Genomic DNA, 26,998 nt, shown 5'->3' on the forward strand with positions numbered 1-26,998 from the left:
AATCCCCGCCGCAGAGAATCTGCGGCGGGGATTTTTATCTGCTCCCACATCGGTTAAAGAGTAACGCCGTCCTTCCAGATGGCGATCTCCCGATAGCCTGCGGCCTCAGCACGGGTGGGGGCGCCGGAGGCCGTGTCCAGCACCAGTTGGAGCAGCGCCTGAATGTGGGGCTCCCAAGCGTCCCCCTGGGCCAGGCCGCCTGCGTCGTAGTCGATCCAGCCGGCCTTGCGGCTGGCCAGGGCGGTGTTGGTGGCCAGCTTCAGGGTTGGCACCGGCGCGCCGAAGGGAGTGCCCCGCCCGGTGGTAAAGAGGATCAGGTGGGCCCCCGCCGCTGCCAGCCCGGTGGCGGACACCAAGTCATTGCCCGGTGTCTGGAGCACCGTCAGCCCCCGGCGGCGCACAGTTTCCCCGTAGTGGAGCACATCCACTATGGGTGTATTTCCCCCTTTCTGGACACAGCCCAGGGACTTCTCCTCCAGGGTGGTGATCCCACCCGCCTTGTTGCCCGGCGAGGGGTTCTCATAGACCACCTGCCCGTGGCGGGTGAAGTAGTCCTTGAACTCCTCCACCAGCGCGGGCAGGGCCCGGGTCACCCCCTCGTCGGCGCAGCGCCGGAACAGCACCCCCTCCGCCCCGAACATCTCCGGCACCTCCGCCAGCAGGGCGGAGCCGCCCATGGCGATCACCCGGTCGGTCACCCGGCCCGCCAGGGGATTGGCCGTGATGCCGGAAAGGCCATCGGAGCCGCCGCATTTCAGTCCCACCACCAGCTCATCGGCCCCCACCGGCTCCCGCCGGTCCGCTGCCGCCCGGTCGGCCAGCTCCCGCAGCAGACGCTCCCCCTCGGCCAGCTCATCCTCCACGGCCTGGCACTCCAGGAAAGCCACCCGCTGGCTGTCCCAGCGGCCCAGCCGCTCTTGCAGCACGGCAATGCTACTGTTCTCACACCCCAGCCCCAGCACCAGTACAGCCCCGGCATTGGGGTGGCGGATCAGGCCGCAGAGGATGGCCCTGGTGTGCTCCTGATCCTCCCCCATCTGAGAGCAGCCGTAGGGGTGGGACCAGACGTGTACTCCGTCCACCCGCCCCCTGGCATAGTCCTCCACCCGCCGGGCCATGGACCGGGCCACGCCGTTAACGCAGCCCACGGTGGGCACGATCCAAAGCTCGTTGCGGATTCCCACCCGGCCGTCCGCCCGGCGGTAGCCCTGAAAGGAGCGAGGCCGCAGGGGGGCCGGGGCCCCACCCCCCACCTGAGCCTGGGGGGCGCCCGCCCCATCCAGCCGGGTAGCCAGGTTGTGGGTGTGCACCCACTGGCCCGGCTGGATCTCCGTCCTGGCCCGTCCGATGGGATAGCCGTACTTGATCACATCCGCCCCAGCGGGGATGGCGGTCAGTGCAAGCTTGTGCCCCTGGGGAATGTCCTCCCGGGTGGTAACGGAAGCCCCCTCCACCGCCACGCGGATCCCCGCCGCCACCGGCTCCAGGGCCACGGCCACGTTGTCTGTTGGCGCAATACGCAGGCAGCGGCTCATTTCAGCGCCTCCTTCCCGCAGGCCTCCAGCGCCGCGGCCATGCCATCGGCCCGGATGCGGGCCATGGCCCGCCCCGCTGCGGGGACGAAGCCGGGCAGCTCTGTCAGATCCCGGCCCCAGAAGTCCACCCTGGCGGCAAAGGCGGCGACCAGCGCCTCCGGTCCGTCCGCCTGGCGCCGGGCGAAGAAATCCAGCACAGCCGGCTCGTCCCGCACTGGACACCCCTCCCCCTCTCCCCGGCTGTAGAGAGCGCAGAGGGCCGCAAAAGAAAATACCAGCCGGAGGGGCAGCGCCCCCTGCCGGCGGTGGAAGGCCTCCACGCTGGGCAGCACCCGCGCCCGCCACTTGGAGACGGAATTGAGGGCAATGTCCACCAGGCGGTGGTCCACGTAGGGGTTGTCAAACCGCTCCTCCACCGCCAGGGCGAAGTCCTCGCACTCCGCCCGGGGGAGGGAGAGTGTGGGGATAATCTCCTGAAACAGCGCCCCATCCAGGAAGTTCCTCAGCCCCCGGTCCGCCATGCAGGTGCGCACCAGCGTGTGCCCGGAGAGGAGGGCCGCCGGGGTCAGGACAGTGTGGCCCCCGTTGAGAATGCGCACCTTCCGCTCCCGGTAAGGGCGGTGATCGGCCACAAAGCGCACGGGCAGACCGGCCTGCTCCGCCGGGAACTCCCCCTGCACCCACTCCGGAGCCTCAATAATCCACTGGGCGAAGGGCTCCGCCACATCCAGCAGCTTGTCCTCCAGGCCTGTGGCCTCCGCCACCGCCCCGGCCTGCTCCGGGGAATAGCCGGTAACAATGCGGTCCACCAAAGTGCTGCAAAAGGCGTTCTCCTCCTCCAGCCAGCGGAAAAAGCCCGCTTCCAGCCCCCAGTCCCGGGCGTGGCGCAGTACGCAGTCCCGCAGCGTCCCGCCGTTGTCCGCAATGAGCTCACAGGGAAAAATGATGTACCCCGGCAGTCCGGTCTGGTAGCGTTCCCACAGCAGCCGTGCGAGCTTGGCCGGGAACCCTGCGGGGGGGCGGTCGTCCATCCGGCTGGACGGCTCGTAGACGATTCCTGCCTCGGTGGTATTGGAGAGGATAAAGCGCATATTCGGATTATGGGCCGTGCGGAGAAAGGCGTCATACTCCTCAAACACGTCCACCGCCCGGCTGATACAACTCACTATCCGGCACTGATCCACCGTCTCCCCGTTGCGCCGCCCCCGCAGGCAGAGCTGGTAGAGCCCCTCCTGATCGTTGATGCGGCCGGTCTTTCCGGCAGAGGCGGGGGGAACCACCACTACCTTACCCTGAAAGTCTGTACGCTCGTTCATCACGTCAATGAAATGTTCTGCGAATCCCCGCAGAAAGTTTCCTTCACCGAATTGGAGTACCCGCTCAGGGGCCTGCCGCAGCAGGTATCCGTCATATCTCCCCTGTTCCAGCGCCGTATAAGTGAGACGTTCCACAAAAACCCTCCCTATTATCCAGATGTCCCCTATGATAATATAGGCACTTCTGTTTGTAAAGAGCCCCACCACTAATGCGGGTCTGAAAAGCGTCTACACGCTCCAAACGTCCATAAGCCGCTCATCAAAAAAAGCAGTTGACTGGGTGGACACCAGGAACGCAATCCGGGACGCAGGGGCACTTGTCAGCGTGGCTCTCCCCAGGCGCCTGCACCAACGCGGCCACCACCTCCCAGCGCCATGCGGCCGGGGAATGAGGGGCGTCCGCTCTCGGTTAGCTCCGGAATCCTGTAGGGTTCACGGTTTGGGGTAGTGCCAGAATGCAAAGAAAGCCAGTGAATAAATTTAAAATCTGACAGAAGCAGCCGGAACACACACATCCCGGCTGCTTCTCTCTGGTTTCAAATATAGAGTATTTATAACTTTGACTTCCGTACAAGTAAGAGCCATCTGTCAAATGGAGCATCTGTGGAGGCTGTCCTATACAAGCAGATGATAAAGAAACAAATTTACCATTTGCCTTCCTCGGTCAGATCTGCTTTCCCCAGGGAGCGCCGATATCCTGGACACAGAGCTTTCCGCCGCTGACCTCGATTGCGGCGCCGGTGATGAATGCCGCAGCATCGGATGCCAGGAAGGTGTAAACACGAGATACATCAGAGGGGACTCCGAAGCGCTGTAGCGCAATCTGGGCACACAGCTTTTCCCGGTTGGCAGCGATACGCTCGGCCGCAATTGGCGTCTGAATCAGGCCGGGCACCACACAGTTGACCCGGATACCCAAGGGGGCCAGCTCACCGGCAGTCGTCTTGGTCATGTTCACAATGCCCGCCTTGGTAGCTGCGTAGGCAATCTTCTGTGTGGCAGGAATAAGCGCCATGTAGGATGAGGTATTGAGAATGACGCCGCCGCCAGTCCGTCTCATGTAGTCGACTGCCACATGGGTACCCCAAAATACGGAAGTCATGTTGGTGCTGATAACAAAGTTCCAGTCCTCCACCGTGAGCTCCAGGAAGGGCTTAGTGATATTCCCTCCGGCGTTGTTGATCCACACGTCGATACGGCCAAACTGCTGAAAGACCTTCTCGCCCAGGGCGCTGATATCTTCCGGCTTGGATACGTCCACGACTTGGGTGTGGACCTGAAAGCCCTCGGCCTCGAACCGCCCGGCGGCTTCCGCCAGCTTTTTCTCACTGCGTGAGGCGATGGTCACCTGGCAGCCCTCCCGGGCAAACTCCATGGCGGTTTCCTCCCCGATACCGCTGGAGCCGCCGGTAACAACGACGACTTTTCCGTTCAGATTGAGCTCCATAACAATATAGACTCCTTTCTGCAAATGTTCAAATCCATTTTTTCTAAATCCACTAAACAGCAGGCAGAATACCCAGTTGGAGCAGTACAGCACAGGCACAGGTTGTGACGATGGGAATGACCAGACAGACCATGGCATAAGAGGGGTAAGACTGGCGGTGATTCAGGCGGCACACCTGAAGGTTATTGACAAAGCCGCTGACGTGGGGCATGGAGTCCAGTCCGCCGGAGGACATGGCGCCAATGCGGTGAATGACATTGGGAGACAAGCCGAGCCCCAGGAAGTAATCCTGCATGTTTTCCAGAGCGATGGAAAGGCCGCCGGAGGAGGAACCGGTGAGGCCGGCCGCCACGTTCACGGCAATAATCAGCTTGAAAATGGCCGGGCCCGGGATACTGGTCAGAGAGCCCAGGATCAGTTGATAGCCGGAGACCGCAGCCACCACGCCTCCAAAGCCCACTACAGCACATGTGGTACCGATGGTGGAAATGGAATTCACCGCGCCGGCTGCCAGAGTGGCCTTGAGGTTATCCAGGCGGCGCAGGATCAGGCCGAACAGGATCAGACATACCAGAATGCCGCAGGAGAGCGCGATAACCGCATGCAGCTTGCAGACATTGAGCACCAGAAGCAGGACAACCGGAGGAATCAGGGCCAGCAGCAGAGGTATGCCGACCTGGCTTTCTCCTGCGGCGGCTTTCTTTTCATCCTCATCCCGGTAGGCGGCCTTGACTGCTTCGCCGGAGGGGCGGAAGCCCTCACCCCGGGCGCGGGCACGCTTGAGTATAAAGGCTGCCCAGAGAACACACAGTAAAATCTGGATAGCAGCGCCGGTCAGGCCGATGGCGGCCCCCGCCATTGGCGTAGTGCCCAGATACTGCGTGGGAATAATGTTCTGAAGCGCTGCCGTACCGGGGAGCATGGTCATGGTAAAGGTAGCTGAACCGATGCCGTGGAAGGTAAGGTAGTGCCGCCAGGGGATGTCCAGCTCCTCAAAGAGCTTGCGGCCGATGGAGATCAGGGTGAAGATGACGACAAACAGGCTGACGCCGCCATAGGTCAGAACCGCTACAATGGCGGTGATCATCAGACCGCCGACCAACTGCTTGGTTCGCTGGCTGTGAACGTGGTTGACCACGCGCAGCATGGAGTAGGCGATGGTGTCGGCCGCTCCGGAATCGCCCATGAGCTTTCCAAAGACGGCACTAAGCAGAAAGATCATAAAATTATTTTTTGCAAAGTCAGCGAACTTGGTCATATAGGAGTCTATAATCAGCGGCAGAATGTCGCTGCCGGCAAAAACGGCCACAACCAGTGCGGCGATAACAGAAACGATAATGACATTATAGCCTTTGAATGCCAGGAAAACCAAGATGACCATGCCCAACAGGATACCGATCAGGCTGATAACGCTGGGGGACATACAATCACTCCTTCCGTGGTAATGCGCTCCTTCATTCTCTTTGCTTTTGCTTCTCCGCAGGCCTCACATGACGGTGGTCTGCCCATAAAGATCGCCCAGGGTATAGCCCTCCGAACGTACCGCGCCGACGATCCGCTTGACCGGCAGACTGCCCAGAGCCTGTGCCACATGGTACTGGGTGGGCATATCCTCCCAGGTGGGTATATGCCAGCGCACCTGACCGCCCATATAGGTCAGCTGATCCGCCGGATACTTCTTTACGTCGTCAGGCAGCTTGGCTGCTTTAGGATTCAGGCAGACATATTCCGCATCCGCCTGAGTGAAGCCGCCGCCGGTACGTGGAATGTACTTATAGTGCATGATGCCCTGACTATCCGGGTTATTCAGCACCCGTTTCAGCTCCTCCAGATTCTCCGGCTGGCGGTTGGCATCAAACTCCAGCTCCAGAAAGCGGAATCCCCAGGAGGTCAGCTCCGTCTTTGATACCCCCCCGTACGTATGGATGTCGTCGATGGAGGCAAATATCTTGCTGTAACCGAGCTGCTCCCGGCCGGTAATAATGGGGTCGGCATGGTTTTCCCACATAACCAGAAGCAGGTTGCCTTCCACCACCCCCTTTTCTCCATGGAAACGGGTGGGCACAGAGACGCCGGTAAGGTTGTATCCGTGTCCAGCCAGCCAAGCCACGTCCCGCAGCATGTTCATATTGATGATGACGTAGGGGGCAGCCAGCTCGAACCGCTGGGGCAGGACAGCGGACAGGGCCTCCGGATCACTTTCGTAGACAATAGTATGCTTGGTCAGTCGCGTAGCCTGGTCATAGATAAAGCGCTTCCCTTCTTTGTTCTGTCGGGGAGTTACGCAGGGCCCGAAATGAACCGGCATTTGGTACATCAGGCTGTCGTTGCGGACGTAGGACATAGGTTTTCCTCCTTTTTGTCTCTTTCTTATTGCAACTCCGGCAGGACAAACAGAGCCAGGTTGCCGAATTCCGCTCTACGGCGGCCCTCCTCTATATCAGTAATTATCTTCACTACCAGGTCGTTGAACGGGGTGGGAACACCGTACTTGCGGCCCATGGCGCTGACATAGCCGTTAATCATCTGGATCTCCGTCTTTTTGCCCCGCTCCAGATCCTGCAGCATGCTGGCCTTGGCGGTGCGCAGGGGATAGTAGTTGCGGTAGATGTAGCCCTTGGAGCGCTCCAGCTCCTCCGCCGTCTGAAAGTCGGCGATCTCTGCGGTATTCAGTCCGTTGGTATCCGTTAGCTGGAAGCCCGCGGCCCGCGCTGCATGGACCACCTCAGCCGCAAGATAGGAGGTGCAGGCCAGCGCCTTTTCACTGGAGATTACCGACTCAAAGGTACAGCCCAAGGCCGAGGACAGGCCACTCATGCAGCAGTTGAGCATCAGCTTGAGCCACCGGGCCCCCATCAGGTTGTCGGTAATCTCCACCTTGCCGTTGTCCATATGGCCCAAAACCTCGGCCACCGCTCGGATGCGGTCGGTAATACGTCCGTCGATCTCCCCGATCTCAAACAGAACCGTGCGGGCGGAGAGGGCGTTGGTCAGCTCGGAGATACCGGGCTCCACAAACGTGGCCCCCCAACGGCAGGCTCCGCCTACTGTGCGGTTCCGGCCGACGAACTCGGCCACAGCTAATTCCGGCACTCCGTTCTGCAAGGTACATACCGTACTGTTCTCTCCCAAATGGGGCAACAGCGCCCGAAGGCTCGCCTCATTGTTGGTCTGCTTGACCATCAGAAACACCAGGTCATAGACCCCTTCCATCTGCTCCGGCAGCAGTGCACGGACCGGGACAGTCAGCTCTGCACAGCCAACAACGCCGGCCCCTTTTTCGTTGAGTGCATCCACCTGGGCCGGATAGGAGTCGATTAGATCCACCGGGAACCCGTTTCTGGTAAGAAAGGCACCCAAGACGGTTCCCATTGCTCCAGCGCCCATAATTGCCGCTTTCATCAATTGCAGTCCTCCTTCTCCTTGCTAAAATCGTGTGACAGGACATAGGTCGTGTCTGACCACCTTAGGAAGCAAACCGGATGCCAGCCCGTATCCCCCTGTTTTTCGCCCCTGTTTCGGCCACTTCTCGAGGCAAATTCACGACTTCCCGCCGGAATTGCACATTCAGGGCATGACAATGCAATTTTTGTGCAAATGCTCACTCAGGAATCCTTGTATTTCAATGTGCAGTTCCAATTTCGCCTGTGCAACTCACTACAATTGTGGTTGATTTTTTGCCCTCCATTTGATAGTTTTAAAGGGGAAACGCATAGGAGCAGAACGCATAAGGAGGGCTGGAAGCTATGGCAAGCAATCTGCCCGGGCTGGAAAACATCCTGGATAATCTGGATGTTGGAATTATCATCTTTGATAACAAAGGGACATACCTGTTTGTCAATAAGACGCTCCTGCAATACACAGGGCGAACCCGTCAGGACTACTTAAATCACACGGTATATGACTTCATCGCAAGCGGACTCTACAAGGAGAGCGTCGTAGACAAGGTCTACCACGAGAAGCGGGCTGTCACGCAGATTCATGTTACAGTTTCTGCCGACGGGAAACAGGTGGGCCGTCTGGTAACCGTGTCCCCTATTTTCAACGCGCAGGGTGAAATTGTATACGCCATCTCCTGCCAGATCCAGGTTGATGCCATGAACCAGAAATACAGCCACGCCAAGGCCATCAACGCCATTGCTACAGGAATACGCGGCAATTGGGACGACCGCAGAGAGGTGATTGCCAAAAGTCCCTCCATGGTGGGCGTTCTGAGGCAGGCCGCACGTGCGGCGCAGAGCGACGCTTCCGTGCTCCTTCTGGGAGAATCGGGAACCGGGAAGGAGATCGTGGCCCAGTATATCCACCAGCACAGCCCCTACAGAAAAAAGCAGATGGTGGCTATCAACTGCACCTCTCTCCCCGAATCCCTATTGGAGGCGGAGCTCTTCGGCTATGAGAAGGGTGCGTTCACCGGGGCCGCCTCCGGCGGAAAGATCGGCCTGATTGAAGCCGCCGCCAACAACACCCTCCTTCTTGATGAGGTAAACTCCATGCCACTGTCTCTCCAGGCCAAGCTGCTGCGGGTTCTGGAAACCAAAGCGGTTATTCCGGTAGGCTCAGTCAAACCGCGGGCCGTGAATTTCCGGCTGATCTGCGCCTCTAATGTGGCTCTCGCTCAGTGTGTCAAGGAGGGAACGTTCCGCATGGATCTGTATTACCGTCTTAACGTCATTCCCATCACCATTCCGCCTCTCCGAGAGCGCCGGGAGGACATTACTCCCCTGGCCGACTACTTTTTAGACCACTTCTGTCAGAAATACGGTCTTCAAAAGGAATTTTCAAGCCGCGTCTATCAAATCCTGAATCACTACAAATGGCCGGGAAACATCCGCGAACTGCGCAACCTTGTAGAGCACATGGTGGTTATGAGCGAGTCATCCGTGGTCAAAATCAACCAGATTCCCACAGGTATGCTTCAGCTGGAGCCTCCCTCCCCGGAATCCGGCCCGGAATGCCTCAATGAGGAGTATCTCCGCATTCAAATGGCACTCCGTCTGCACGGCGGACACCGCGAAAAAACCGCCCAATACCTTGGTATCTCCCGTCGAACATTGCAGTACAAGCTCAAAAAATATGGCCTGCTGTAAAATTGCACCCACTCAGAATTTCTGAGCGGGTGCAATTTGGCATATATTTTGCATACAGACAACAACAGATACCACATCTGTTTTGCAGACAAACCAAGCTTGAAAGGATTTGAGAAACACCATGGTAGAACTTCTAATCCGCCCCACGCTTCACCGCTTTGAGACCTGTCTGGACTTTGTAAAGGAATTTCATCCGGGAGAACGGGATCTGGTTCTGACTAATAAATACATCTACGAGCCCTACCTCGGCCAGATGGGACTTCCGGTTCACACCATCTATCAGGAGGAATACGGCGCCGGAGAACCCACCGATGTGATGGTAGACGCCATTCTGGCCGACGCGGCCAGAATGGGCTGTACCCGTGTCATTGCCATTGGCGGCGGCACAGTGCTCGACATCGCCAAGATCCTGGCAGTCTCCAGCGGCGAGGGGGTAGACACCCTGTTTGACAGGGCCCCCGCCCTGGATAAGCGGCGGGAGCTGGTGCTCATCCCCACCACCTGCGGCACGGGCAGCGAGGTGACCAACCTCTCCATCATCGCCCGCACCCGTCTGGGCACCAAGCTGGGTCTGGTGAGCCCGGCCATGTATGCCGACCACGCGGTGCTCATTCCCCAACTGCTGGAGGGGCTGCCCTTCGGCGTGTTTGCCGCCAGCTCCATTGATGCCCTGGTGCATGCGGTGGAATCCTCCCTGTCCCCCAGGGCTACCCCCTACACCAAGCTGTTCGGATACAAAGCCATCGAAATGATTCTCCATGGCTACCAGCGCCTCGTGTCCGAGGGCCGTGAGGCCCTGCATATCCTGCTGGATGATTTCCTGGTGGCATCCAACTTCGCCGGCATTGCCTTCGGCACCGCCGGCTGCGCGGCGGTACACGCAATGAGCTATCCGCTGGGTGGAAAATACCATGTGGCCCACGGCGAGAGCAACTACGCCATGTTCACCGGTGTGCTGAAAAACTATCTGGAGCTCCGCCAAGATGGAGAAATTGCCGTAATGAATGAATTTCTCGCCCGCCTTCTGGGCTGCGGCACCCAAGCCGTATATGACCGCCTAGAAGAGCTGCTCAACCAGCTTCTTCCAAAACGGTCCCTCCACGAGTATGGCGTCACCAGGCAGGACCTCCGGGACTTTACCCATAGCGTCATCACTGGCCAGGGCCGCCTGATGGACAACAGCTTCGTCCCCCTGGACGAGACTCGTGTGCTCAAAATCTATACCGAGCTGTTTTGAGCAGCGGACACCGACGGGCAACCGCGCCATATACGCTCCGGGTGTCCCTGCGCTTAGAACTTCAGTCTCCAGCCCAGTCCCATACAAACCGAAAGACCTCCGCCGATGGCTTCTGTTATGCTCCCGAACCGGAACGCACCGTGCTGGTAAAGGAGTAAAGCGGACGGCCCAGCATCTTTTCCAGATTGCGGCCGAGAGCGTAGAGCCTCTCCTGATCCACGCCGGTATGGATACCCATGCCATTGACCATAGTGATAAAGTCTTCGGTGGATACCAAGCCGGTGCGGCAGGTGTCAAAGTAGTAATCCCCCGCGCCCTTAACCGGCACACCATCCAAAAAGTTTGCCACCTGACCGCCGATGCCGCCCACGGTGCAGTCAAAGGTGCGGATACCAGCCAGCATGGCTGCGTAGTACCCGGCGATGCCCATGCCGCGAATATCATGGATATGGAAGGAGTGCCGTGCGGGGTCTGGGTGCTTTTCCAAAATGACTTGGAAGTAGTCTGCAATGTCCCTGGGTGTAGCGATACCGTCGGAATCGGAGTGCTCTACCTCGTCAAAGCCGATATCAAACATACGATCCACAAATTCGTAGGCCCGTTCGATGGATACCTTCCCCTGGATCGGGCAGCCGAACACAGTGCCGATGTTGCCAGCCACCCTCTTGATGCCCATATCATGGAGGGCCTTCACGTTCTTCTCTGCCTCGTCAAAGAGCTGCTGGTGGGTACGGCGCATGTTCTTCATGGCGTATGCTTCGCTGGTGGCAATCTGGCCTGTGAGCACCCGGTCGATCTTGGCCCCCCGGTCCAGCAGGCCGCCCACCCGCTCGATGGCCTTGGGGGTGAGGGCCAGAACGGTATACTCCACGTCCACGTCCTTGGGAAGCTTGAGCAGCAGCTCGTCTACGTCCTTAAACTGCGGCACATAGGCCACATGGCTGATGGAGCCCACCTCCAGGCGCTTAAAGCCGGCCTTGATCAGCCTGTCAGCCAGATAGAGTTTGGCCTCCAGGGGCACATAGTGTTCCTCATTCTGAAGCCCGTCCCGCATGGTGATGTCGATAACGTCAATCTGTTCAGGCAATTTTAGTTCCATGATATAACTCCTTATGAGATGGGATAGAGCACGGTCCCCAGGGCAATGGAGAGAAACATGCCGGCCAGGGTAAAGACAACCGTGGGGAAGAAAATGTACTTATAGCTCTCCTTGTGACTTTGGCCGCAGATAGTCAGCAGGGTGATTACCGCGCCGTTATGGGGCAGACTGTCCAGGCCAACGGAGGCGGCGGAGCCCACCCGGTGCAGGATCTCCGGGGCCAGGCCCAGGGAGATGTATTTGTCCGCCATGGCGGACAGGGCGATACCCAAACCGCCGGAGCCGGAGCCGCAGGCGCCGGCCAGAATGGTGGTCATCAGGCCGAAGGCCAGCAGGGGCGGGATATTTTCCAGACTGGTGGCGAAATCCAGCAGCTTCTGAAATCCCTGGGAGGCCTGCACAACCGAGCCGAAGCCCACCACCACCGCAGTGTTGATGATGGCGATGGCCGAATTTTCGGCAGAGTAAGAGAACATGTCCAGCACACCGTGGACATTCCGAAAGAACAGCACCACGCACAGAAGGATGCCGCCCAGCATGGCCACGACCACATGCTGCTTGAACACGTTGAGCAGGATCAGGATGAGCACAATGGGCAGGATGGCGATGATCGGGCTGGGCAGCCGCACCATGGATGCCGCCTTGACCAGGCTCTGGGTAGTGGCCTCGTCCTCCACAAAGCAGTCCCCCCGGGCCCGGGCCCGACTTGCCTCCCACAGGAAGTAAACACACACCATGAGCATGACAGCAATTCCGGTGATCACGCCCACCAGAGGGGCCGCCATGGTGTTGGTCCCCAGATAGGTGGTGGGGATCACATTGACCAGATTGGGCGTGCCGGGAAAGTTTGCGCAGGCAAAGGTAAAGCAACCGCCGGCAATCGCGCCGGGCAGCAGATAGCGGGGCAGGTTGGCCTTCTTGAACAGGGAGAGGGCAATGGGATACAGGCTGAACACCACCACCAGAGTGGTGACACCGCCATAGACCAGCACTGCGCCGGAGAAAATGACGCCCAGGATGGCAAACTTCTCCCCCAACAGCTCAGCCAAGAATTTGGCAATGGAGGCAGCCGCCCCTGTCTCCTCCATGACCTTTCCGAACAGGACGCTGAAAAAGAAGAGCAGGAAGTTGTCCCTCACAAATTGGGCGGCCCCTGTCATATAGGTATCGGTGACTGCGGTCACCACCGGCTGACCGGATAGGAGGGCCATGACTGCGGCGGCGGCAATGCCCACCACCACGATGTTGATCTTACGGAAGGTGAGAACGATCAGCAGCGCCAGGGACACCAGAATGGCTAACATACGCGTGCCTCCCTCCGGTTACTTCTGATACTGTTTGACCAGCTCCTGGGCGTACTCCAGCCGGACATTTTTTTCAGATACCATCTGCTTTACAATTTTCTCCAGCAGCTCTCCGGTGGCGCCGGCGGTGGCGGCCAGGTTGCGGGCGTGGAGGGACATGTGGCCCCGCTGAATGCCCTCGGTGGCCAAAGCCCGCATGGCGGCCATGTTCTGAGCCAGGCCCACGGCAGCAATGATCTGGGCCAGCTCCCCGGCGGTCTTGACGCCCAGCATCTTCACTGCCACCTTGGCGGCGGGGTGAATTTTGGTGGCGCCGCCCACGAGGCCCACGGCCATCGGCATCTCGATGGAGCCCACCAGATCGCCGTCGGCGTTCTTCTCCCAGGTTGCGAAGGGGGAGTACTGTCCGCTGCGGGCGGCGTAGGCGTGGGCACCGGACTCGATAGCGCGGGTGTCGTTGCCGGTGGCAATGACCACGGGGATGATGCCGTTCATGATGCCCTTGTTGTTGGTGGCCGCCCGGTAGGGATCTGCGGCGGCAAAGGCATAGGCGGCGATCATTTTATCGACAACCTTTTCCCCGCCAATGGCGTCCTTCTTGAAGACGGCGCGGGCGCGGGCGATTCGGTGGTCTGCCAGGTTGGAGAGGATACGCAGCTCGGCGCGGCCGCCGGTGAGCTCCTCCAGGAAGGGTGCCACGGCCTCGGCCATAGTGTTCACCGCGTTGGCGCCCATGGCGTCCCCGGTGTCCACCAGCAGGTGAACCACCACCATTGGGCCCACCAGGGAGTCCAGCACCCGGACCTCCACGTCCTTCACGCCGCCGCCCAGCTTCACCAGCATGGGGTCCTTGGCGTTGCAGATCTCGGCGATCTTCTCCTTGTTCTCCAGGATCTTCCCCTTGGCGTAGAAGGGGGCAGGCACGTCCAGCAGTTGGATCTGGGAAATCATGACACTGCCGGTATAGTCGGTAGTGAAGCCGCCGCCAGGCCGGGCCATCTTGGCTGCATTGGAGCAGGCCGCCACCACGGATGGCTCCTCCGTAACCATGGGGATGACGTAATCCTTGCCGTTGATTACGAAATTGATTCCCACGCCCATGGGGAGCGTAAAGCGGCCAATTACATTCTCAATCATGTGGTCGGCCTTGTCCATGTCCAGGGAATCAGCCTCCTTCAGGATGGCCTGCTCCTCCGGCGTCAGTGTACAGAACTCGGCCACCTCCTTCATGCGCTCCTCAACAGAGAGTTTGAAAAATCCGGAATAGCTGCTGCTCTTCATGGATGCTTTTGCCCCTTTCTTTTAAATAAAATGTGTGAAGGCTTGTGTTTGTTTGGACACTCACAAAAAAGCAACTTGCGTGCCAACTCCTGACCAACCGCCACTTTCCCTTGGGCCCCTAGGAAAACAGGCGGGGTAGTCCTGCGTATGATACGCAGGACTACCCCGCCTGTGTCAAATCTGTCCTTTTATTGGTGTCAAATTTGTCTCTTGTGCCATTTTTGTCACGGCTGAGTTTCCGACCATTTGCGGTAAAATGTGCGCCGGCTGATGCCCAGCCGGTGGGCAGTCTCATCCCTGTCTCCGCCGCACTGCTCCAGCACTGCCCGCAGCAACTGTCCCTCAAAACGGATGGTCTCTTCCCGCAGGGTTCCATATTGCCGCGTATCTGCGGGCTGGGCCGCCTCAACCGGTCTGGCGATCGTGCCCAGAGAAAGGTCGGCCGGGTCGATCTCCTCCTGACCACACAGAATGACGGCCGACTCGATGCAGTTTTGGAGCTGCCGTACATTACCCGGCCAATCATAGGACAGCAGCGCCTGTGCGGCCCCTCGGCTGATAACGGCCGACTTCTGATATCGTTCGTTGTAGCGGTCCAGAAAGTGATAGGCCAGAGGGAGAATATCGCCCTGCCGTTCCCGCAACGGCGGTATGGAGAGGGGCACCACATTGAGGCGATAGTACAGGTCGGCCCGAAACCGTCTTTGTTCTATCAGTTCCTCCAGGGGCTGATTTGTGGCCGCCACAATTCGCACATCCACCGCCACGTTTTCTTCCCGCCCGACTTTCTCAATCTCCCCCCCTTGAAGCACCCGCAGCAGCTTGCTCTGCATTATCAGGGGCATATCCCCCACCTCGTCCAGAAAGAGGGTACCTCCCTGGGCCAGCTCAAACTTGCCCAGCTTCCCCCCTTTCCTTGCCCCTGTAAAGGAGCCCTCCTCATAGCCGAACAGCTCGCTCTCAATGAGCGCCTCCGGGATGGCAGCGCAGTTGACCGTTATAAAAGGCCTATTTCTTCGGGGACTGGCTTGGTGAATCAGCTTTGCAAAGCCCTCCTTGCCCACACCATTTTCCCCCCGAATAAGCACCGTCGCGTCGGTTTTGGCGGCGGTGACAGCACGGGACAAAAGAGTGCGAAATTGAGGATCCTGTCCAATCATCTGAAACCTGGAGAGCTCTACATCCAACTGGCTCGTCAATTCCTCGGCCACCTGGGTGATCCGTTCCACTTCCATGCCAAGACGGTTGAGTTCCGTCACATCCCGGAAGATGGAGAAGGCCCCGGCCACCACACCGTTCCGCCACACGGGAAACATACGCATAGATACATATTTCCCCACCGATTTGATGCGGTGCCACTTTCGGGCGTCGGGCTTTCCGCTCTCCAGCACCCGAAGCAGCAGAGCATCCGGCTCAATGACATGCATATCCCGCCCGATGGTCTTGCGCATGGGTACTCCAATGATGCGGCTGTACGCCTCATTTTCATAGCAAATTCGACCTTCCCGGTCCAGCACTACCACGCCGTCCTCGATGGCGTTGAGCAGTTCATTCAGGTCCAGCTCCACCGCACGGCGGACCAGAAAGGCCAGTTGGCTGCCTGCCAGCTCCCCCACCTTATCCCCCAGTTCATTCACAACCTCATAGACCACGCCTTCATCCACCACCTCTGGACGCAGATGATGAATCTCCGTCTCCTGGGGTAATGATGGTTCTAAGCGTTCGGGCCCGACATTGGTTTTCATGATCTCCCGCAAGGTCATCGCGTCCCACCCCCTGTTGCCGCGTAGATTCGTGCCTGAAACGGTTTTGTATATTATATACTTCTTTTTCAGAGAAACGCAACTGTTGGAACACCGCATGCTTTGCACCAAAATAATGCCGGTGGGAACTGGATGCAGTGAAACGCTGAACGGGGCACTTGAAGTGCGGCAAGGGCCCCAAATCCCATACGTCGGCCTCAGTCTGAGGGCAAGGTCATACCCATGACAGGGAGTTTTGAACGGCAGTTGACCTCGTGTGGGCCAGCTTGGCCTGCGAACAGACTCAGGTGGTCTCCTGAAGCAGCTCCGGTCAGCAGAGCCCACCTTAGACGCTTACGCCCACGCAACCACCACTTGCCAGCGCCAGGCAGCCATGGCGGCATTCTGCTCTCTGTCAGTCTCCAGTCATGACTGCTCCAAAATCCCGTACGGATTACGGCTTGGGTAAAGCCCAAAAAGCAAAATTCAGACTAAGAAGGGGACAAACGCAAAACAAAACCTGTCAGAGCCCATGGATTCCGACAGGTTTATGACTGCAAAGAATGAATGTATGGTTATTCCCGAAGTTTATTATTTTATTTATTTTAAAGGCAGATGTACGACCTCGCCGGTGGCGGCGGACAGGTCAGCGGCAAAGACAATTTCCTGAGTTTTGACCGCATCGGACATAGGGCAGTCTGTCTCCCTGTCGTGGATGATGCAGTCCAGGAAATGGGCTGCCTCTTCAGGGAAGGGGTGGTGCTTCACATCACCGCTGTTAGGGGTGAGTACCGGCAATTCCATGTAATCCCGCTGCTCCGTGATCTGGCCGGGCGACCACAACTTTTCATTCCAGAGGGTGCCCTTGGTGCCGCACAGGTGAAGATTGAACACATAGGGACTGATGAAGTCATAGCTGCTGCCCACCTTACCAACCGAACCGTTCTTGAATTTCAGGATAATGGAGATGGTACCGTCAAACTCGAGATCCGTGCGCATTTTGCTGGACTGGGCGTAGACGGACACCACCTCGTCCTGCATAAACCACCGCATGGCATCCACGGCGTGGCAACCGCCGGCCAACAGGGAGCTGCCCCCTACGCTCTTTTTGCACGTCCACTGATAGCAGGGAATATCACCCATAACCCGGTGGAAATAGTCGGTCTCCGCGTACTTCAGTTCGCCGATGAAGTCCTTCTGAATCTTCTTGGCGGTGACGAACAAGGGGTTGTAGTGGAGAACATAGCCCACCAGCGTCTTGACTCCGGCCTTGCGCACCGCCTCATCCATTCGTTTCGTGTCCTCCCAGGTGAGGGCCACCGGCTTTTCAATCAGGATGTGTTTCCCCGCCTCGGCAGCCAGAATGGTCTGCTCACAGTGCATATCGTTTGGCGTGCAGATGACCACAATGTCTACATTGGGGTCCTTTAGACCTTCCTGATAGTCGGTGTAGACCTTACAGCGGCCCTCCAGGCCGTACTCCCGCATTTTGGCCTCCCCCTTCTCCCGGCTGCGGGAGACAATAGCCGTCACCTGAGCCCGCTCCGTCATTTCAAAAGCCCGGATGTGCTCGCCGGACACCCACCCGGTTCCCACAATCATGACACCGTATTTTTTCATCCTGTTTTCATCCTTTCCTTCCATTCATTTGACACAGCTCCCGCAGGGTCTCCAGCGCATGGCGGAGGGTGCGCTCCACCAGGTGATGGGCCGGCGGGATCAGCTCCACAATCAGATCCCCGTCAAAGCCGATGTCCCGGATAGCCGCCATCACCGCCGGATAGTTTACATCCCCGTCCAGCAGGTTGGTAAAACCGTTGATGTTGTCCACCGACATGCGGTAGTCCTTGCAATGGAATTCCAGAATCCGTCCGCCCAGGGTACGGATCCACTGCTCTGGGTAGCCGAAGCGCCGGGCGTTGGCTATGTCGAAGCAGATGCCCACATTCTTCCGCCCCATCTCATCCACAAACCGTGCCAGCTCCAGTGGGCTATACAGCATGTTATTCCAGACATTTTCGATCATCAGTCCCACCGACGGGGCATAGTCGGCCAGTTCAGACACTCTCTCCTGGGCGGTGGTGTAGGCCTCCTCGTATGCCATATCCTCAGTGGCCACACCCGGGATCACCAGAGCAGAGGCCGCTCCCAGCACCTGAGCTGCGTCCAGCATCCGCCGGACTGCATCCATGGACGTTTGGACGACCTCCGGCTCCCGGGCTGTCAGGGGATAGATGGAGAAGCTGATGATGCCGCCCACGCTGCATAGAGGAATCCCCACCTCCTCTGCCATGCGGCGCAGTTGGAGAAACTCCGCCTCCCCTGCGTGCTCGTGCAGCAGCCGGTTGAAATAGCCGCTGATATCCAGGGCATCGGTGACACTCCCCACCGCCGGGCCGGGCTTCCGGTCGGCGGTCAGGCAGATCTCCATGCAGTCATAGCCCAGTCCCTTGGCCCGGTGCAGGGCCTCCGACACATCGCAGGGGGCTGGAAAACAGAATTGATTGATTCCGATGCGCATTTGCCCGCTCCTTTCAGTCCTTTTTCCACAGTTGCTGGGCAGCCACCACTGCTAATATGATGCAGCCCTGAATGATCAGCTTGCCCACCTGGCTGATGCCCAGCATGGTCAGGATAGCCATGAGCAGCATCATGAAAAAGGAGCCCAGCACCACACCCCAAACGCCGCCCCGACCGCCCTCAATGGCGTTGCCGCCAATCAGGGCCGCAGCCAGCGAGTTCATGGAGTAGTCCCCTGCCAGGGTCAGGGAAGCAATGTTGTGGTACCCGGTCAGGATCAGGCCGGCCACAGCGGACATGAGAGCGCAGAAGATATAGGCCCCGGCCACTACCCGGACATTGGCGATGCCGCTGAGTCGGGCAGCCTTGGGGCTGCCGCCCACGGCGTACAGCCTGCGGCCCAGGGCGGTAAAGCGCAGCACCACCCACATAGCGGCCGCCAGAGCCAGCCAGATCAGCGTAGAAAAAGGGATGCCGAACAGGCGGCCGGTCCCGAGGGCACGTATAAAGGGGGCCGCGCTGCCGGTCGGTGAGCCCTGGGTGTAAACGTAGCAGATGCCCTCGCAGATGGTAGTGGTACACAGGGTCATGACAAAGGGGGCAATCTTTAGAAACAGCACGCCGAAGGCGTTGGCAGTACCAATGGCAAGTCCGATAAACAGGCACACCAGCAGCCCCAATGGACCATTGGCATCACTGCCCTGCATTGCCGATATGCAGAAGATGTTTACCATCATGACGGTGGCACCCACGGACAGGTCGATGCCCCCCACCAGAATAACCGCCGCCTGACCCAGGGTGATGATGCCGAGAGCAGACGCTTGGCGTGAGATGATGAGCATCTGCTCCACCGTCAGGGAGCCGGGCACCAGAACAGCCTGGGCGCCGGTCATCACCACGATGATGGCCAGCAACACCAGCGGCTGGAGGGAGGCAGTCCCCCTCGAGCGGTTCAACAGCAGATTATGACGCACGGCGACGCACCTCCAGCCGATCTGAAATGGAGTAAACCACCATGGCCGCGATGAGAAGGGCTCCCTTCATCACGTACTGGTAAAATTGGTTCACGTTGAGGTTGTTCATGACATTGGACAGCATGCCGATGAGGAACGCTCCTGCCACTGTGCCTGATAGCAGTCCAGTACCGCCCGCCAGGGAAGTCCCGCCAATCACGGTGGCGGCGATGGAATCCATACCGTAGTTGGCCCCACAGGTGGGGTCCCCCACCCGCATTCGGGAGGCCAGCAGCAGTCCTGTCACCGCGGCACACAGGGCCGCCAGCACGTATGCCTTCATGCTGGCCCGGGTGGTCTTGATGCCCATAGAGGCGGCAATGGTTCTGCTGCGGCCGATAGCATACAGGCTGGTGCCCGTCCGGGTGCGATAGAGCAGGTAGCGCATCACCAGAAATAGCGCCACCAGAATGAGCAGCGGCATACTGATGATGTCCCACTTCTTGTAGATCACCCGGGCGAAATCGGCGTTGATTTTGCCCCCCGCCACGGGCAGTATCCACAGTGCCACACCCTCCAGAATCGTGCTGGTACACAGTGTGGTAATCATGGGCGGCACCTTGAGATAGTTGACTCCCGCACCGTTGACCAAACCCACGCCGGCGGCAAAGGCAAACACCACTACCACACCCAGGAGCACCTGCGCCGGGTTGTCGCTGCCCATGAGGCGGGCGGCAATGGCGGTACACACACTGATGGTCGAACCCACAGACAGGTCGATACCGCCACTGATGATGACCAGGGTCTGCCCCAGGCTGACGCACGCCAGCGGAACACACTGCACCAGTACATTGGTGACATTATAGGCGGAACGATAGCTCTCCGAGTACACGCACATGGAGGCGAACACCACAAGCAGCAGCCCGCAGATGGTCAGCACACTGCTGAGTTGGGGGGTGGCGGCAAGTTTGCGGTGGATCCTTTCCAGTTGTTTCATAAGCCTACTCCTCCGTCATGCCGCTGGCGGCCTTCATGACCCGCTCCTCAGTGATCTCGCCGCGGGACAGCTCTTTGACGATCTTACCCTCATAGAACACCAGGGTCCGGTCAGACAGGCCAATCAGCTCCACCATATCGCTGGTAAGCATTAAAATGCCGATCCCCGCCTCGGTAAGCTGGTGGATAATCTGATAGATGGACATGCGGGCACCGATGTCGATGCCTTTGGTGGGCTCGTCGATGATGAGCACTCTGGGTTTCGTCATCAGCCACCGGGCCAGCATCACCTTCTGTTGGTTGCCTCCGGATAGGTGGGATACCAACTCCTCCATAGAGGATGCCTTGATCTGGAGACTGTCCATCTGTTCGGCCACCTGGGTTCGCTCCTCGTCCTCCTTTACCAGGCCCATGAGAGTGCATAGCCGCCGCAAGGCGGCCAGGGCGCTGTTCTTCCGGATGGACTGGGTAAGCACCAGCCCCTCCCCCCGCCGATCGTGGGTGACGTAGGCCACGCCATTGCGGATGCGCTCGGCAATTCCGCCGCTTTTCAGAGGGGTATCCTCCACAGAGATACTCCCCTGGGAAAACCGCTGGTCACCAAAAATAGCTCTGATCGCCGTCCGCTGGCCCTGTCCCTCCAAGCCGCCCAACCCCACAATCTCGCCGGCCCGAACGGAAAAACTCACGTGCTCCAGCTTTCCCGGGAGGGTCAGCCCCTCCACCCGCAGCAGTTCCGGGCCGAACTGCACCTGGCTGCGGTCGGGGTAGATGTCCTCAATAACGCGGCCCACCATCATACTGACCATGCGCTCTTTGTCCAGCTCCCCCCGCTCCAAGGTGCCCACCAGCTTGCCGTCCTTAAGTACCGTTACCCGGTCGGCCAGCTCCATGATCTCGTCCAGCCGGTGGGAAATATATAGCACAGACACCCCCTCCTGCCGCAGTTCCCGAACGATTCGAAACAGCCGGGCCACTTCGTCCTCCGCCAGAGCGGCTGTGGGCTCGTCCAGAATCAGGACACGGGGGCTGCCCAGCAGAGCCCGTACGATCTCCACACTTTGCCGCTCAGCCAGGTTTAGTTCCGCTACCGGCCTTTCCGGCTCCAGTTGATATCCCAAGCGCTGGCAGCACTCCCGGATCTCCCGGCACATGCCTTTCCGGTCGGTGCGCCCCAGGGAGAGAACCCGTTCCCGCCCCAGAAACACATTTTCACACACCGATAGGTTCTCGAGCAGGTTTGACTCCTGGTGGACGAAACCAATGCCCTTTCTGTATGCGTCAATGGGGCTGGAAATTTTCACCGGATGACCATCCAGCCGGAGCTCCCCTCCGTTGGGCTGGAGGTTCCCCCCCAGTATATTCATCAGGGTGCTCTTTCCCGCCCCGTTCTCACCCACCAGGGCGTGGATCTCTCCCCTATGTACCGACATGGACACGTCATCCAGGGCTGTAACGCCGGGAAAGTTTTTTGTGATATGTAAGAATTCCAGATAGTCCTGTTCCAATACGCTCATCCTCCCGCTACGAGGTGAGGAAAGAGGCGATCAGGTCACCCTTCTCGCCCTTTCCCAGTGATGCCGGAAGCCGGCCTTCCACGGCTATGCATGCACTCCGGTAATGTGTGTGGGCTCCGGCCTCTCTTCAGCCATCAGTGATCTGTAGCTACACCCTCGCCAGTAAGGCCCTGAGAGCCGTCGTTTCCGTTTCCGTACAGAGCCACAATATCCTCCTCGGTCATTTTGGTGCCACACCAGAAGCTGTCAGACAGATCCCAGCGAACATAGTCGTCCACTTGGTCATTGGTAATGGTGGGAATCTCCACGATAATGTCCTTCTCCCCCTCATAGGTACCATTCAGGATCTCCAGGCCAAGCTCGGCACCGTAAGCAAACAGCCAAGTTGGCAGGGAGGTGGCAATGCAGGACAGGCCGTCGTCCTTGTACTCGCTCCACAGTTTCAGAAAGCCGTTGCAGTCCTCACCCATCATGGGGATCCAGTCCCGACCGGAGTCGGCCCACACCTCGATGGCTGCACGGGTCATATCACCGCCCGAAGACCAGATGCCGTCGATGTCATCATAAGCGGCCAGCAAGTTTTCCATGACAGGCTTGGCAGTAGCATAGTCCCAGTCGGCATACTCGGAGGCAATTACATTGATGCCGGGGTATTCGGCAAAGGCATCCTGGGCACCTTGCATGCGCAGCACAGCACTGGACAGGCCGGCCATGCCATCCAGGCAGACAATATTGCCCTCGCCGCCCAACTCCTCGCACAGCCACTTGGCGCCCACGTAGCCGAAGTCGTAATCCCGGGCCACCACAGACACGTTGTATTTATCGGTAGCATCCGACAGGGGGGAGGTACAATTTACCACCACAATTCCCGCGTCGTAGGCCTCTTCTACCACTGCCGCCACGGATTCGGCAGAGATCGGCTGGAGAATCAACATATCCACGCCCTTGGCGATCAGATCCTCGATGTCGGAAATCTGCTTGTTTACGTCGTTATCGGCATTGTAGATATAGTACTCGGAGATCTGCTCATTGTTGCGCAGATAGGCTTCCAACTCGTTGACGCACTGTACGCCCCAGGTGTTGCCCACCCAGACGTTGGAGAAGCCAACCTTGTAAGTCTTGGTTTCACCGTCCGGCGCCGCGGATTGGGGGGCAGTTTCACCAGCGCCGCCCGACTGACTCGGGCTCTCTGCAGGGGTGCCGCCGCAGCCGGCTACCATCGCCAGGAGCATAACACAGGACAGGAGCAACGCGATCCACTTTTTCATTCCATACACTTCCTTTCAATATCGGAGCACAATAACATCAAACTTTCTTAATGAAACTGCGCTCTTATTGTCTATATGTTACAATCCACTTCCGATAGAATCAATCCCATTTCCGGTACTTTTTATAACAATTCCGGCTGGTTTCTTGGAATTTTTACAGGTCTGTGCTATCATAGTACTTAAGCACTAGGATAAATCCTTCCTTTAGAGATCAATTTTTGTATTTTGAATATGTTTTTCCTTCTTTCCCCAGTTGGTCCTCGTCAGAACTCCAAGAGCTCTATTCTGTCGCCGCGTTGGGAGGTGCACGCCACGAAACGTTTTAACTGGGAATATGAATTTGACCCCTCCTTCCCCATCCATCTGTTCCCCTATCAAGTGATGGGAAATAAGGACCCTATGCACTGGCACCGCTACCACGAGATCGGCCTGTGCGTGGGAGGAACAGGGAAATTTGTTTATCTGAACAAGGTCTACCCTGTGAAGCCAGGTGACATCTTCATCTCTAATAACTACGAGAGCCACGTAGCCATCTCTGACGGAACCCAGGACTGCCGATACCTGTTTCTGATTTTCCTTCCCTCGGCTATCTCTGCTCCTGGCAGCCAAGCAGTAGACAGCCAGTATCTGCGTTTTCTAAACTATAACCCCCTGAGTTTTCAAAACCGCATCCATGCCGACGACCCGGCCGCCGACTGGCTGGGCGAACTCATCCGCAGGGCCTATCAGGTGTATGCCAAGCGGAGTCCTTTCTACCAAATGGAATTGGACATTCTGCTGCGGCAGGTGCTTTTGGCCCTGTCTCAAGCCCGCAGTTCGTTGGAAAACGTCCAGCATGTCCCCAATTTTAGTCCAAAGATTGCTGAGGCCCAGGTATATATTAACGACCACTACACCGAACATCTGACTCTCTCTCAGGTGGCAAGCCATCTGAATTTAAATGAGTCCTATTTTCGCCATTTGTTCAAGGATGAGATGCAGATCTCCTTCAAGTCCTATGTCACACTGCTACGGCTGGCCCATGCTCAAAAGCTGCTGATCGCCTCCCAGCGGAGCATCAATGAGATTATCCAAGAGGTAGGTTACAGTAATATTACACAGTTCTATAAAATTTTTGAGTTAAACTATAACTTGACCCCGGCGGAGTATCGCCGTCGCTATCGGGACTCCTATGCAGATGCCCCGCCTCTGTAAGCCTGCCTTTCGCCGCTTGCTGTGAATGCGCTGTTTTTTACCACTTGGCGGGATAGCGGAGCATTTAACTTGCCGCGGGCGGTCGTTAGACAACTTTTATGGGCAGAAGCCCGTATCCACCTTTGGCTGAGGGCTATATTGACAATCTAGGCCCAATATTGAGAGGTGCCCGCTGGAGAAGCTCTACAAGAACCTTCTGCCCGAGGGACGGATAGAACGGCTTGAGCGCAGGAACAGCCCAGAGGCCTGCGTCCCAAGATAGTACAAAATATCCGCCAGATCACTTCCTCTGTAATGAACTTGGTCAGAGCGCAAAGGCTGGTCCCCGCCACCTCGCCGAAAAGCTGGACCCTGCCCAGGCTGGAGCACCAGGCGATGAAGCCTCTGTCGTTAAAGCACCCCCAATCCCTCCTGCGGAAAGCAAAAAAGGGCGGCGTATTGGTACCCAGAACCAGCCACTGGACTCTGTCGGTGAGGACTGCCGGGCTCCAAATGGGAATGCATTGATTTGGAGAGGGGTGACCTCCGGGTTAAGCGGCAGATCACCCGTATCAACGGAGATAAGGAAACCGAAGTCCTGCCGGTGTGCCGGCCTCCCCGGACCGTGTTCTGCATATGCTTCACCAAGTGCTAAAGCGGGTGGGGCTGTCCGGGGACTTCTCTGCGTGGTTTACCCCGGAACCCTGCGCCCATGTCACCACGGTCTCCCAGCGCCAGGCGGCCAAAGCCACGTGGAGACTGCTCTGAAATCCCATTTGGGTCAGACAAAAACGGAAAGGAATCAGGCCGCGAAAGAAACCCCGTCAGAATCTGTGAATTCTGACGGGGTTCTGCTTTTTGAGAAGGGCTATAAACGTTTTTTGGTCATTCCAAGGAGTGCCGATACTTAAGCGCCAACCAGACAGCAGGAGCATTCACCGGCTGCTAGTTGCCACTCAAATAAGGGGGTGCAACAGCACGGGTATGTTCCCAGCATTAACTCGTGATGAGGCGTTTCATTCAGACAAACATGGGGATAAAATACAGGCCGAGACAGGTGATGCCAATCCAGAACACGCAGATAAATGCCATAAAGCCCCATACATCTTTCAGCTTCATGCCAACTACGGACAGGGCAGGGATGACATACAAGGGCTGAAGCAGGTTCGTACACTCATCGCCCAGCACAAACGCATTGAGGCAGTTGACCAGGTCAGTACCGGGTATGGCCTTTGCAGCCTCCACAATCAGCGGTCCCTGCACGGTAAACTGTCCGCCCTGAGAGGGGATAAACAGATTTACCAGGCAGGCCGACAGGAAGGTAAAGATCGGCATGGTGTGGGCGGTGGCGACAGACGTGATAGCATTGACCAGCACAGAACCCAAGCCGCCGTCCAGATACATCATGCCCATGATAGCGCCATAGAAGGGGAACTGGAGGATGATATCCGTGGCCAGATGCATGGAGTCTGTGTGGCCCTCCATCCACTGATGCGGCTCAGGGAAGAGGAAGCAGTTGACACCCACAAACAGGAAAATCACAAAATTCATGTTCAGGCTTCCCAGAAACCCCTTGGTGACAAAGGAGTAGACGGCATAGGCAAAGATGAAGGCGCCGACCAGCCACATAATGGGGCGGAACGTGTTCATCTTTTCCGCAGGGGTTTCGGCCTTTTTGGTGCTCTTATAGCTCTTTGGCTCCACATCAGCCTGGGTGGCTACATCGCGCAGCTCCACCAGCTCGTCTTCGCCAGGGCGGGTAAACACGACAATAACGGTAAATGCGATTGCCAGAACCGTAAACAGGATGATATTCATGGGGTTGTAGCAAGTCTCAGCCACACTCATGGTCTGGCCGACAATCTGAGCATAAGAGCTGCCCTCAGTAGCCAGATTGGAATACAGGGTGGCGGAAGGCCCCAGGCACTGACCCAGAATCATGCAGGTATATCCACCAGCCACCATCATGGGGAAGTGCAGGCCGCGTACATGCTTGGCAAGCTGCATGGCGAGGATGGGAGTAACTATGGTGCAGAAGGCATAGTTCATCATAGAGGTGACATAGCCGAAGATCATCATCAGCACCAGTGCCGTAGTCCGGCTGTGTACCATGCTGGACATCTTGTTCAGCAGACGGTTCACCTGTGGACTGCGGGCGCAGGTGGCGCACACGACAACCATAATGCCCATCTGGAAAGCCAAGGTAAACTGGCTGCTCAGGCCGTCCCACCACCCCACCAGAAGCTCCAGCGGGCTTTTGCCGCACAGGAGAAGGGACAGCATGAACACAAGGAAGGTCAAGATGATACAGAACACAAAAGAGTCCGGAATAATTTTCTCTGCGGCGAAATTGAACTTTTTGCTCATACGCCACAGCGGAGTGCCCTTCAGTTGGGCTGCTGCTTGGGGCTGTTTCGACATGGGATCGCTTCCTTTCTCATTCTCTCGTTCTATCTATGGCATGTGAGTCGCGGAACACACTTTCCTTACTTTCCGTAGAGCATCCGAATCAGATACTCA

General features: G+C 57.9%; 19 protein-coding genes and 1 pseudogene. 3 read left to right on the forward strand and 17 right to left on the reverse strand.

The window, feature by feature from the left end; translation table 11 throughout:
* Positions 1 to 53 precede the first annotated feature (53 nt).
* From HMPREF0372_RS07895 to HMPREF0372_RS07920, 6 genes are all read right to left on the reverse strand, one after another.
* Positions 54 to 1,535: a UxaA family hydrolase gene (locus HMPREF0372_RS07895; protein WP_007490561.1), complete on the reverse strand. Its 1,482-nt coding sequence runs from the start codon at positions 1,533 to 1,535 to the stop codon at positions 54 to 56.
* Positions 1,532 to 2,986, reverse strand: coding sequence for a tagaturonate reductase (locus HMPREF0372_RS07900; RefSeq protein WP_039996922.1), 1,455 nt, complete (start codon positions 2,984 to 2,986; stop codon positions 1,532 to 1,534). The genes HMPREF0372_RS07895 and HMPREF0372_RS07900 overlap by 4 nt, the downstream gene beginning before the upstream one ends.
* Positions 2,987 to 3,515: 529 nt before the next feature.
* Positions 3,516 to 4,298 (reverse strand): SDR family NAD(P)-dependent oxidoreductase, encoded by a 783-nt coding sequence (locus HMPREF0372_RS07905; RefSeq protein ID WP_007490565.1) that lies wholly within the window; start codon positions 4,296 to 4,298, stop codon positions 3,516 to 3,518.
* Positions 4,299 to 4,350: 52 nt separating this feature from the next.
* Complete coding sequence (locus HMPREF0372_RS07910) at positions 4,351 to 5,721, reverse strand: GntP family permease (RefSeq protein ID WP_007490567.1); 1,371 nt, start codon at positions 5,719 to 5,721, stop codon at positions 4,351 to 4,353.
* A 63-nt stretch (positions 5,722 to 5,784) separates the two neighbouring features.
* Entirely contained in the window at positions 5,785 to 6,642 is an 858-nt protein-coding gene (locus tag HMPREF0372_RS07915; RefSeq protein WP_007490569.1) for an acetoacetate decarboxylase family protein, read from the reverse strand.
* Between the two features lie 26 nt (positions 6,643 to 6,668).
* Entirely contained in the window at positions 6,669 to 7,700 is a 1,032-nt protein-coding gene (locus HMPREF0372_RS07920) for a ketopantoate reductase family protein (RefSeq protein ID WP_007490571.1), read from the reverse strand.
* Between the two features lie 344 nt (positions 7,701 to 8,044).
* On the opposite strand from HMPREF0372_RS07920, the gene HMPREF0372_RS07925 reads away from it, so the two are divergent.
* Both HMPREF0372_RS07925 and HMPREF0372_RS07930 read left to right on the forward strand, forming a co-directional pair.
* Positions 8,045 to 9,388 carry a sigma-54 interaction domain-containing protein gene (locus HMPREF0372_RS07925; protein WP_007490573.1) on the forward strand — a complete coding sequence of 448 codons (1,344 nt, stop codon included), beginning with the start codon at positions 8,045 to 8,047 and terminating at the stop codon, positions 9,386 to 9,388.
* Between the two features lie 121 nt (positions 9,389 to 9,509).
* A complete protein-coding gene (locus HMPREF0372_RS07930; RefSeq protein ID WP_007490575.1) occupies positions 9,510 to 10,625 on the forward strand; it encodes a 4-hydroxybutyrate dehydrogenase in 1,116 nt (371 codons plus the stop codon).
* 115 nt (positions 10,626 to 10,740) lie between these two features.
* Here HMPREF0372_RS07930 and HMPREF0372_RS07935 read toward each other — a convergent pair whose 3' ends face one another.
* From HMPREF0372_RS07935 to HMPREF0372_RS07980, 10 genes and pseudogenes are all read right to left on the reverse strand, one after another.
* Positions 10,741 to 11,724, reverse strand: a complete 984-nt coding sequence (locus HMPREF0372_RS07935; protein ID WP_007490577.1) for a beta/alpha barrel domain-containing protein — start codon at positions 11,722 to 11,724, stop codon at positions 10,741 to 10,743.
* An 11-nt stretch (positions 11,725 to 11,735) separates the two neighbouring features.
* Positions 11,736 to 13,028: a GntP family permease gene (locus tag HMPREF0372_RS07940; RefSeq protein ID WP_007490580.1), complete on the reverse strand. Its 1,293-nt coding sequence runs from the start codon at positions 13,026 to 13,028 to the stop codon at positions 11,736 to 11,738.
* Between the two features lie 18 nt (positions 13,029 to 13,046).
* Positions 13,047 to 14,312 (reverse strand): annotated as a pseudogene (locus HMPREF0372_RS07945) (hydroxymethylglutaryl-CoA reductase, degradative); the annotation flags it as partial.
* A 221-nt stretch (positions 14,313 to 14,533) separates the two neighbouring features.
* The gene (locus HMPREF0372_RS07950; protein ID WP_007490584.1) at positions 14,534 to 16,072 is read right to left on the reverse strand and encodes a sigma-54 interaction domain-containing protein; all 1,539 of its coding nucleotides are present in this window, start codon (positions 16,070 to 16,072) and stop codon (positions 14,534 to 14,536) included.
* A 579-nt stretch (positions 16,073 to 16,651) separates the two neighbouring features.
* A complete protein-coding gene (locus HMPREF0372_RS07955) occupies positions 16,652 to 17,671 on the reverse strand; it encodes a Gfo/Idh/MocA family protein (RefSeq protein WP_039996926.1) in 1,020 nt (339 codons plus the stop codon).
* A 7-nt stretch (positions 17,672 to 17,678) separates the two neighbouring features.
* Positions 17,679 to 18,572, reverse strand: a complete 894-nt coding sequence (locus tag HMPREF0372_RS07960; protein ID WP_007490588.1) for a sugar phosphate isomerase/epimerase family protein — start codon at positions 18,570 to 18,572, stop codon at positions 17,679 to 17,681.
* A gap of 13 nt (positions 18,573 to 18,585) precedes the next feature.
* A complete protein-coding gene (locus HMPREF0372_RS07965) occupies positions 18,586 to 19,545 on the reverse strand; it encodes an ABC transporter permease (RefSeq protein ID WP_007490589.1) in 960 nt (319 codons plus the stop codon).
* A complete protein-coding gene (locus HMPREF0372_RS07970) occupies positions 19,535 to 20,521 on the reverse strand; it encodes an ABC transporter permease (RefSeq protein ID WP_007490591.1) in 987 nt (328 codons plus the stop codon). The genes HMPREF0372_RS07965 and HMPREF0372_RS07970 overlap by 11 nt, the downstream gene beginning before the upstream one ends.
* A 4-nt stretch (positions 20,522 to 20,525) precedes the next feature.
* The gene (locus tag HMPREF0372_RS07975; protein WP_007490593.1) at positions 20,526 to 22,037 is read right to left on the reverse strand and encodes a sugar ABC transporter ATP-binding protein; all 1,512 of its coding nucleotides are present in this window, start codon (positions 22,035 to 22,037) and stop codon (positions 20,526 to 20,528) included.
* A gap of 134 nt (positions 22,038 to 22,171) precedes the next feature.
* Entirely contained in the window at positions 22,172 to 23,305 is a 1,134-nt protein-coding gene (locus tag HMPREF0372_RS07980) for an ABC transporter substrate-binding protein (RefSeq protein WP_007490595.1), read from the reverse strand.
* 231 nt (positions 23,306 to 23,536) lie between these two features.
* Between HMPREF0372_RS07980 and HMPREF0372_RS07985 the strand changes: the two genes are divergently transcribed.
* Positions 23,537 to 24,499 (forward strand): AraC family transcriptional regulator, encoded by a 963-nt coding sequence (locus HMPREF0372_RS07985; RefSeq protein ID WP_007490599.1) that lies wholly within the window; start codon positions 23,537 to 23,539, stop codon positions 24,497 to 24,499.
* A gap of 999 nt (positions 24,500 to 25,498) precedes the next feature.
* Here the strand turns inward: HMPREF0372_RS07985 and HMPREF0372_RS07990 are convergent.
* A complete protein-coding gene (locus HMPREF0372_RS07990; RefSeq protein ID WP_007490607.1) occupies positions 25,499 to 26,899 on the reverse strand; it encodes a short-chain fatty acid transporter in 1,401 nt (466 codons plus the stop codon).
* Positions 26,900 to 26,998 lie beyond the last annotated feature (99 nt).

The organism is Flavonifractor plautii ATCC 29863 (assembly GCF_000239295.1).
Lineage (GTDB): Bacteria > Bacillota > Clostridia > Oscillospirales > Oscillospiraceae > Flavonifractor > Flavonifractor plautii.

Excerpts from the sequence above, each read along its gene's own strand:
- HMPREF0372_RS07895 (WP_007490561.1), bottom strand. The coding sequence starts at position 1,535 with ATGAGCCGCTGCCTGCGTATTGCGCCAACAGACAACGTGGCCGTGGCC.
- HMPREF0372_RS07905 (WP_007490565.1), bottom strand. The coding sequence starts at position 4,298 with ATGGAGCTCAATCTGAACGGAAAAGTCGTCGTTGTTACCGGCGGCTCC.
- HMPREF0372_RS07910 (WP_007490567.1), bottom strand. The coding sequence starts at position 5,721 with ATGTCCCCCAGCGTTATCAGCCTGATCGGTATCCTGTTGGGCATGGTC.
- HMPREF0372_RS07915 (WP_007490569.1), bottom strand. The coding sequence starts at position 6,642 with ATGTCCTACGTCCGCAACGACAGCCTGATGTACCAAATGCCGGTTCAT.
- HMPREF0372_RS07920 (WP_007490571.1), bottom strand. The coding sequence starts at position 7,700 with ATGAAAGCGGCAATTATGGGCGCTGGAGCAATGGGAACCGTCTTGGGT.
- HMPREF0372_RS07925 (WP_007490573.1), top strand. The coding sequence starts at position 8,045 with ATGGCAAGCAATCTGCCCGGGCTGGAAAACATCCTGGATAATCTGGAT.
- HMPREF0372_RS07930 (WP_007490575.1), top strand. The coding sequence starts at position 9,510 with ATGGTAGAACTTCTAATCCGCCCCACGCTTCACCGCTTTGAGACCTGT.
- HMPREF0372_RS07935 (WP_007490577.1), bottom strand. The coding sequence starts at position 11,724 with ATGGAACTAAAATTGCCTGAACAGATTGACGTTATCGACATCACCATG.
- HMPREF0372_RS07940 (WP_007490580.1), bottom strand. The coding sequence starts at position 13,028 with ATGTTAGCCATTCTGGTGTCCCTGGCGCTGCTGATCGTTCTCACCTTC.
- HMPREF0372_RS07950 (WP_007490584.1), bottom strand. The coding sequence starts at position 16,072 with ATGACCTTGCGGGAGATCATGAAAACCAATGTCGGGCCCGAACGCTTA.
- HMPREF0372_RS07955 (WP_039996926.1), bottom strand. The coding sequence starts at position 17,671 with ATGAAAAAATACGGTGTCATGATTGTGGGAACCGGGTGGGTGTCCGGC.
- HMPREF0372_RS07960 (WP_007490588.1), bottom strand. The coding sequence starts at position 18,572 with ATGCGCATCGGAATCAATCAATTCTGTTTTCCAGCCCCCTGCGATGTG.
- HMPREF0372_RS07970 (WP_007490591.1), bottom strand. The coding sequence starts at position 20,521 with ATGAAACAACTGGAAAGGATCCACCGCAAACTTGCCGCCACCCCCCAA.
- HMPREF0372_RS07975 (WP_007490593.1), bottom strand. The coding sequence starts at position 22,037 with ATGAGCGTATTGGAACAGGACTATCTGGAATTCTTACATATCACAAAA.
- HMPREF0372_RS07980 (WP_007490595.1), bottom strand. The coding sequence starts at position 23,305 with ATGAAAAAGTGGATCGCGTTGCTCCTGTCCTGTGTTATGCTCCTGGCG.
- HMPREF0372_RS07985 (WP_007490599.1), top strand. The coding sequence starts at position 23,537 with ATGTTTTTCCTTCTTTCCCCAGTTGGTCCTCGTCAGAACTCCAAGAGC.
- HMPREF0372_RS07990 (WP_007490607.1), bottom strand. The coding sequence starts at position 26,899 with ATGTCGAAACAGCCCCAAGCAGCAGCCCAACTGAAGGGCACTCCGCTG.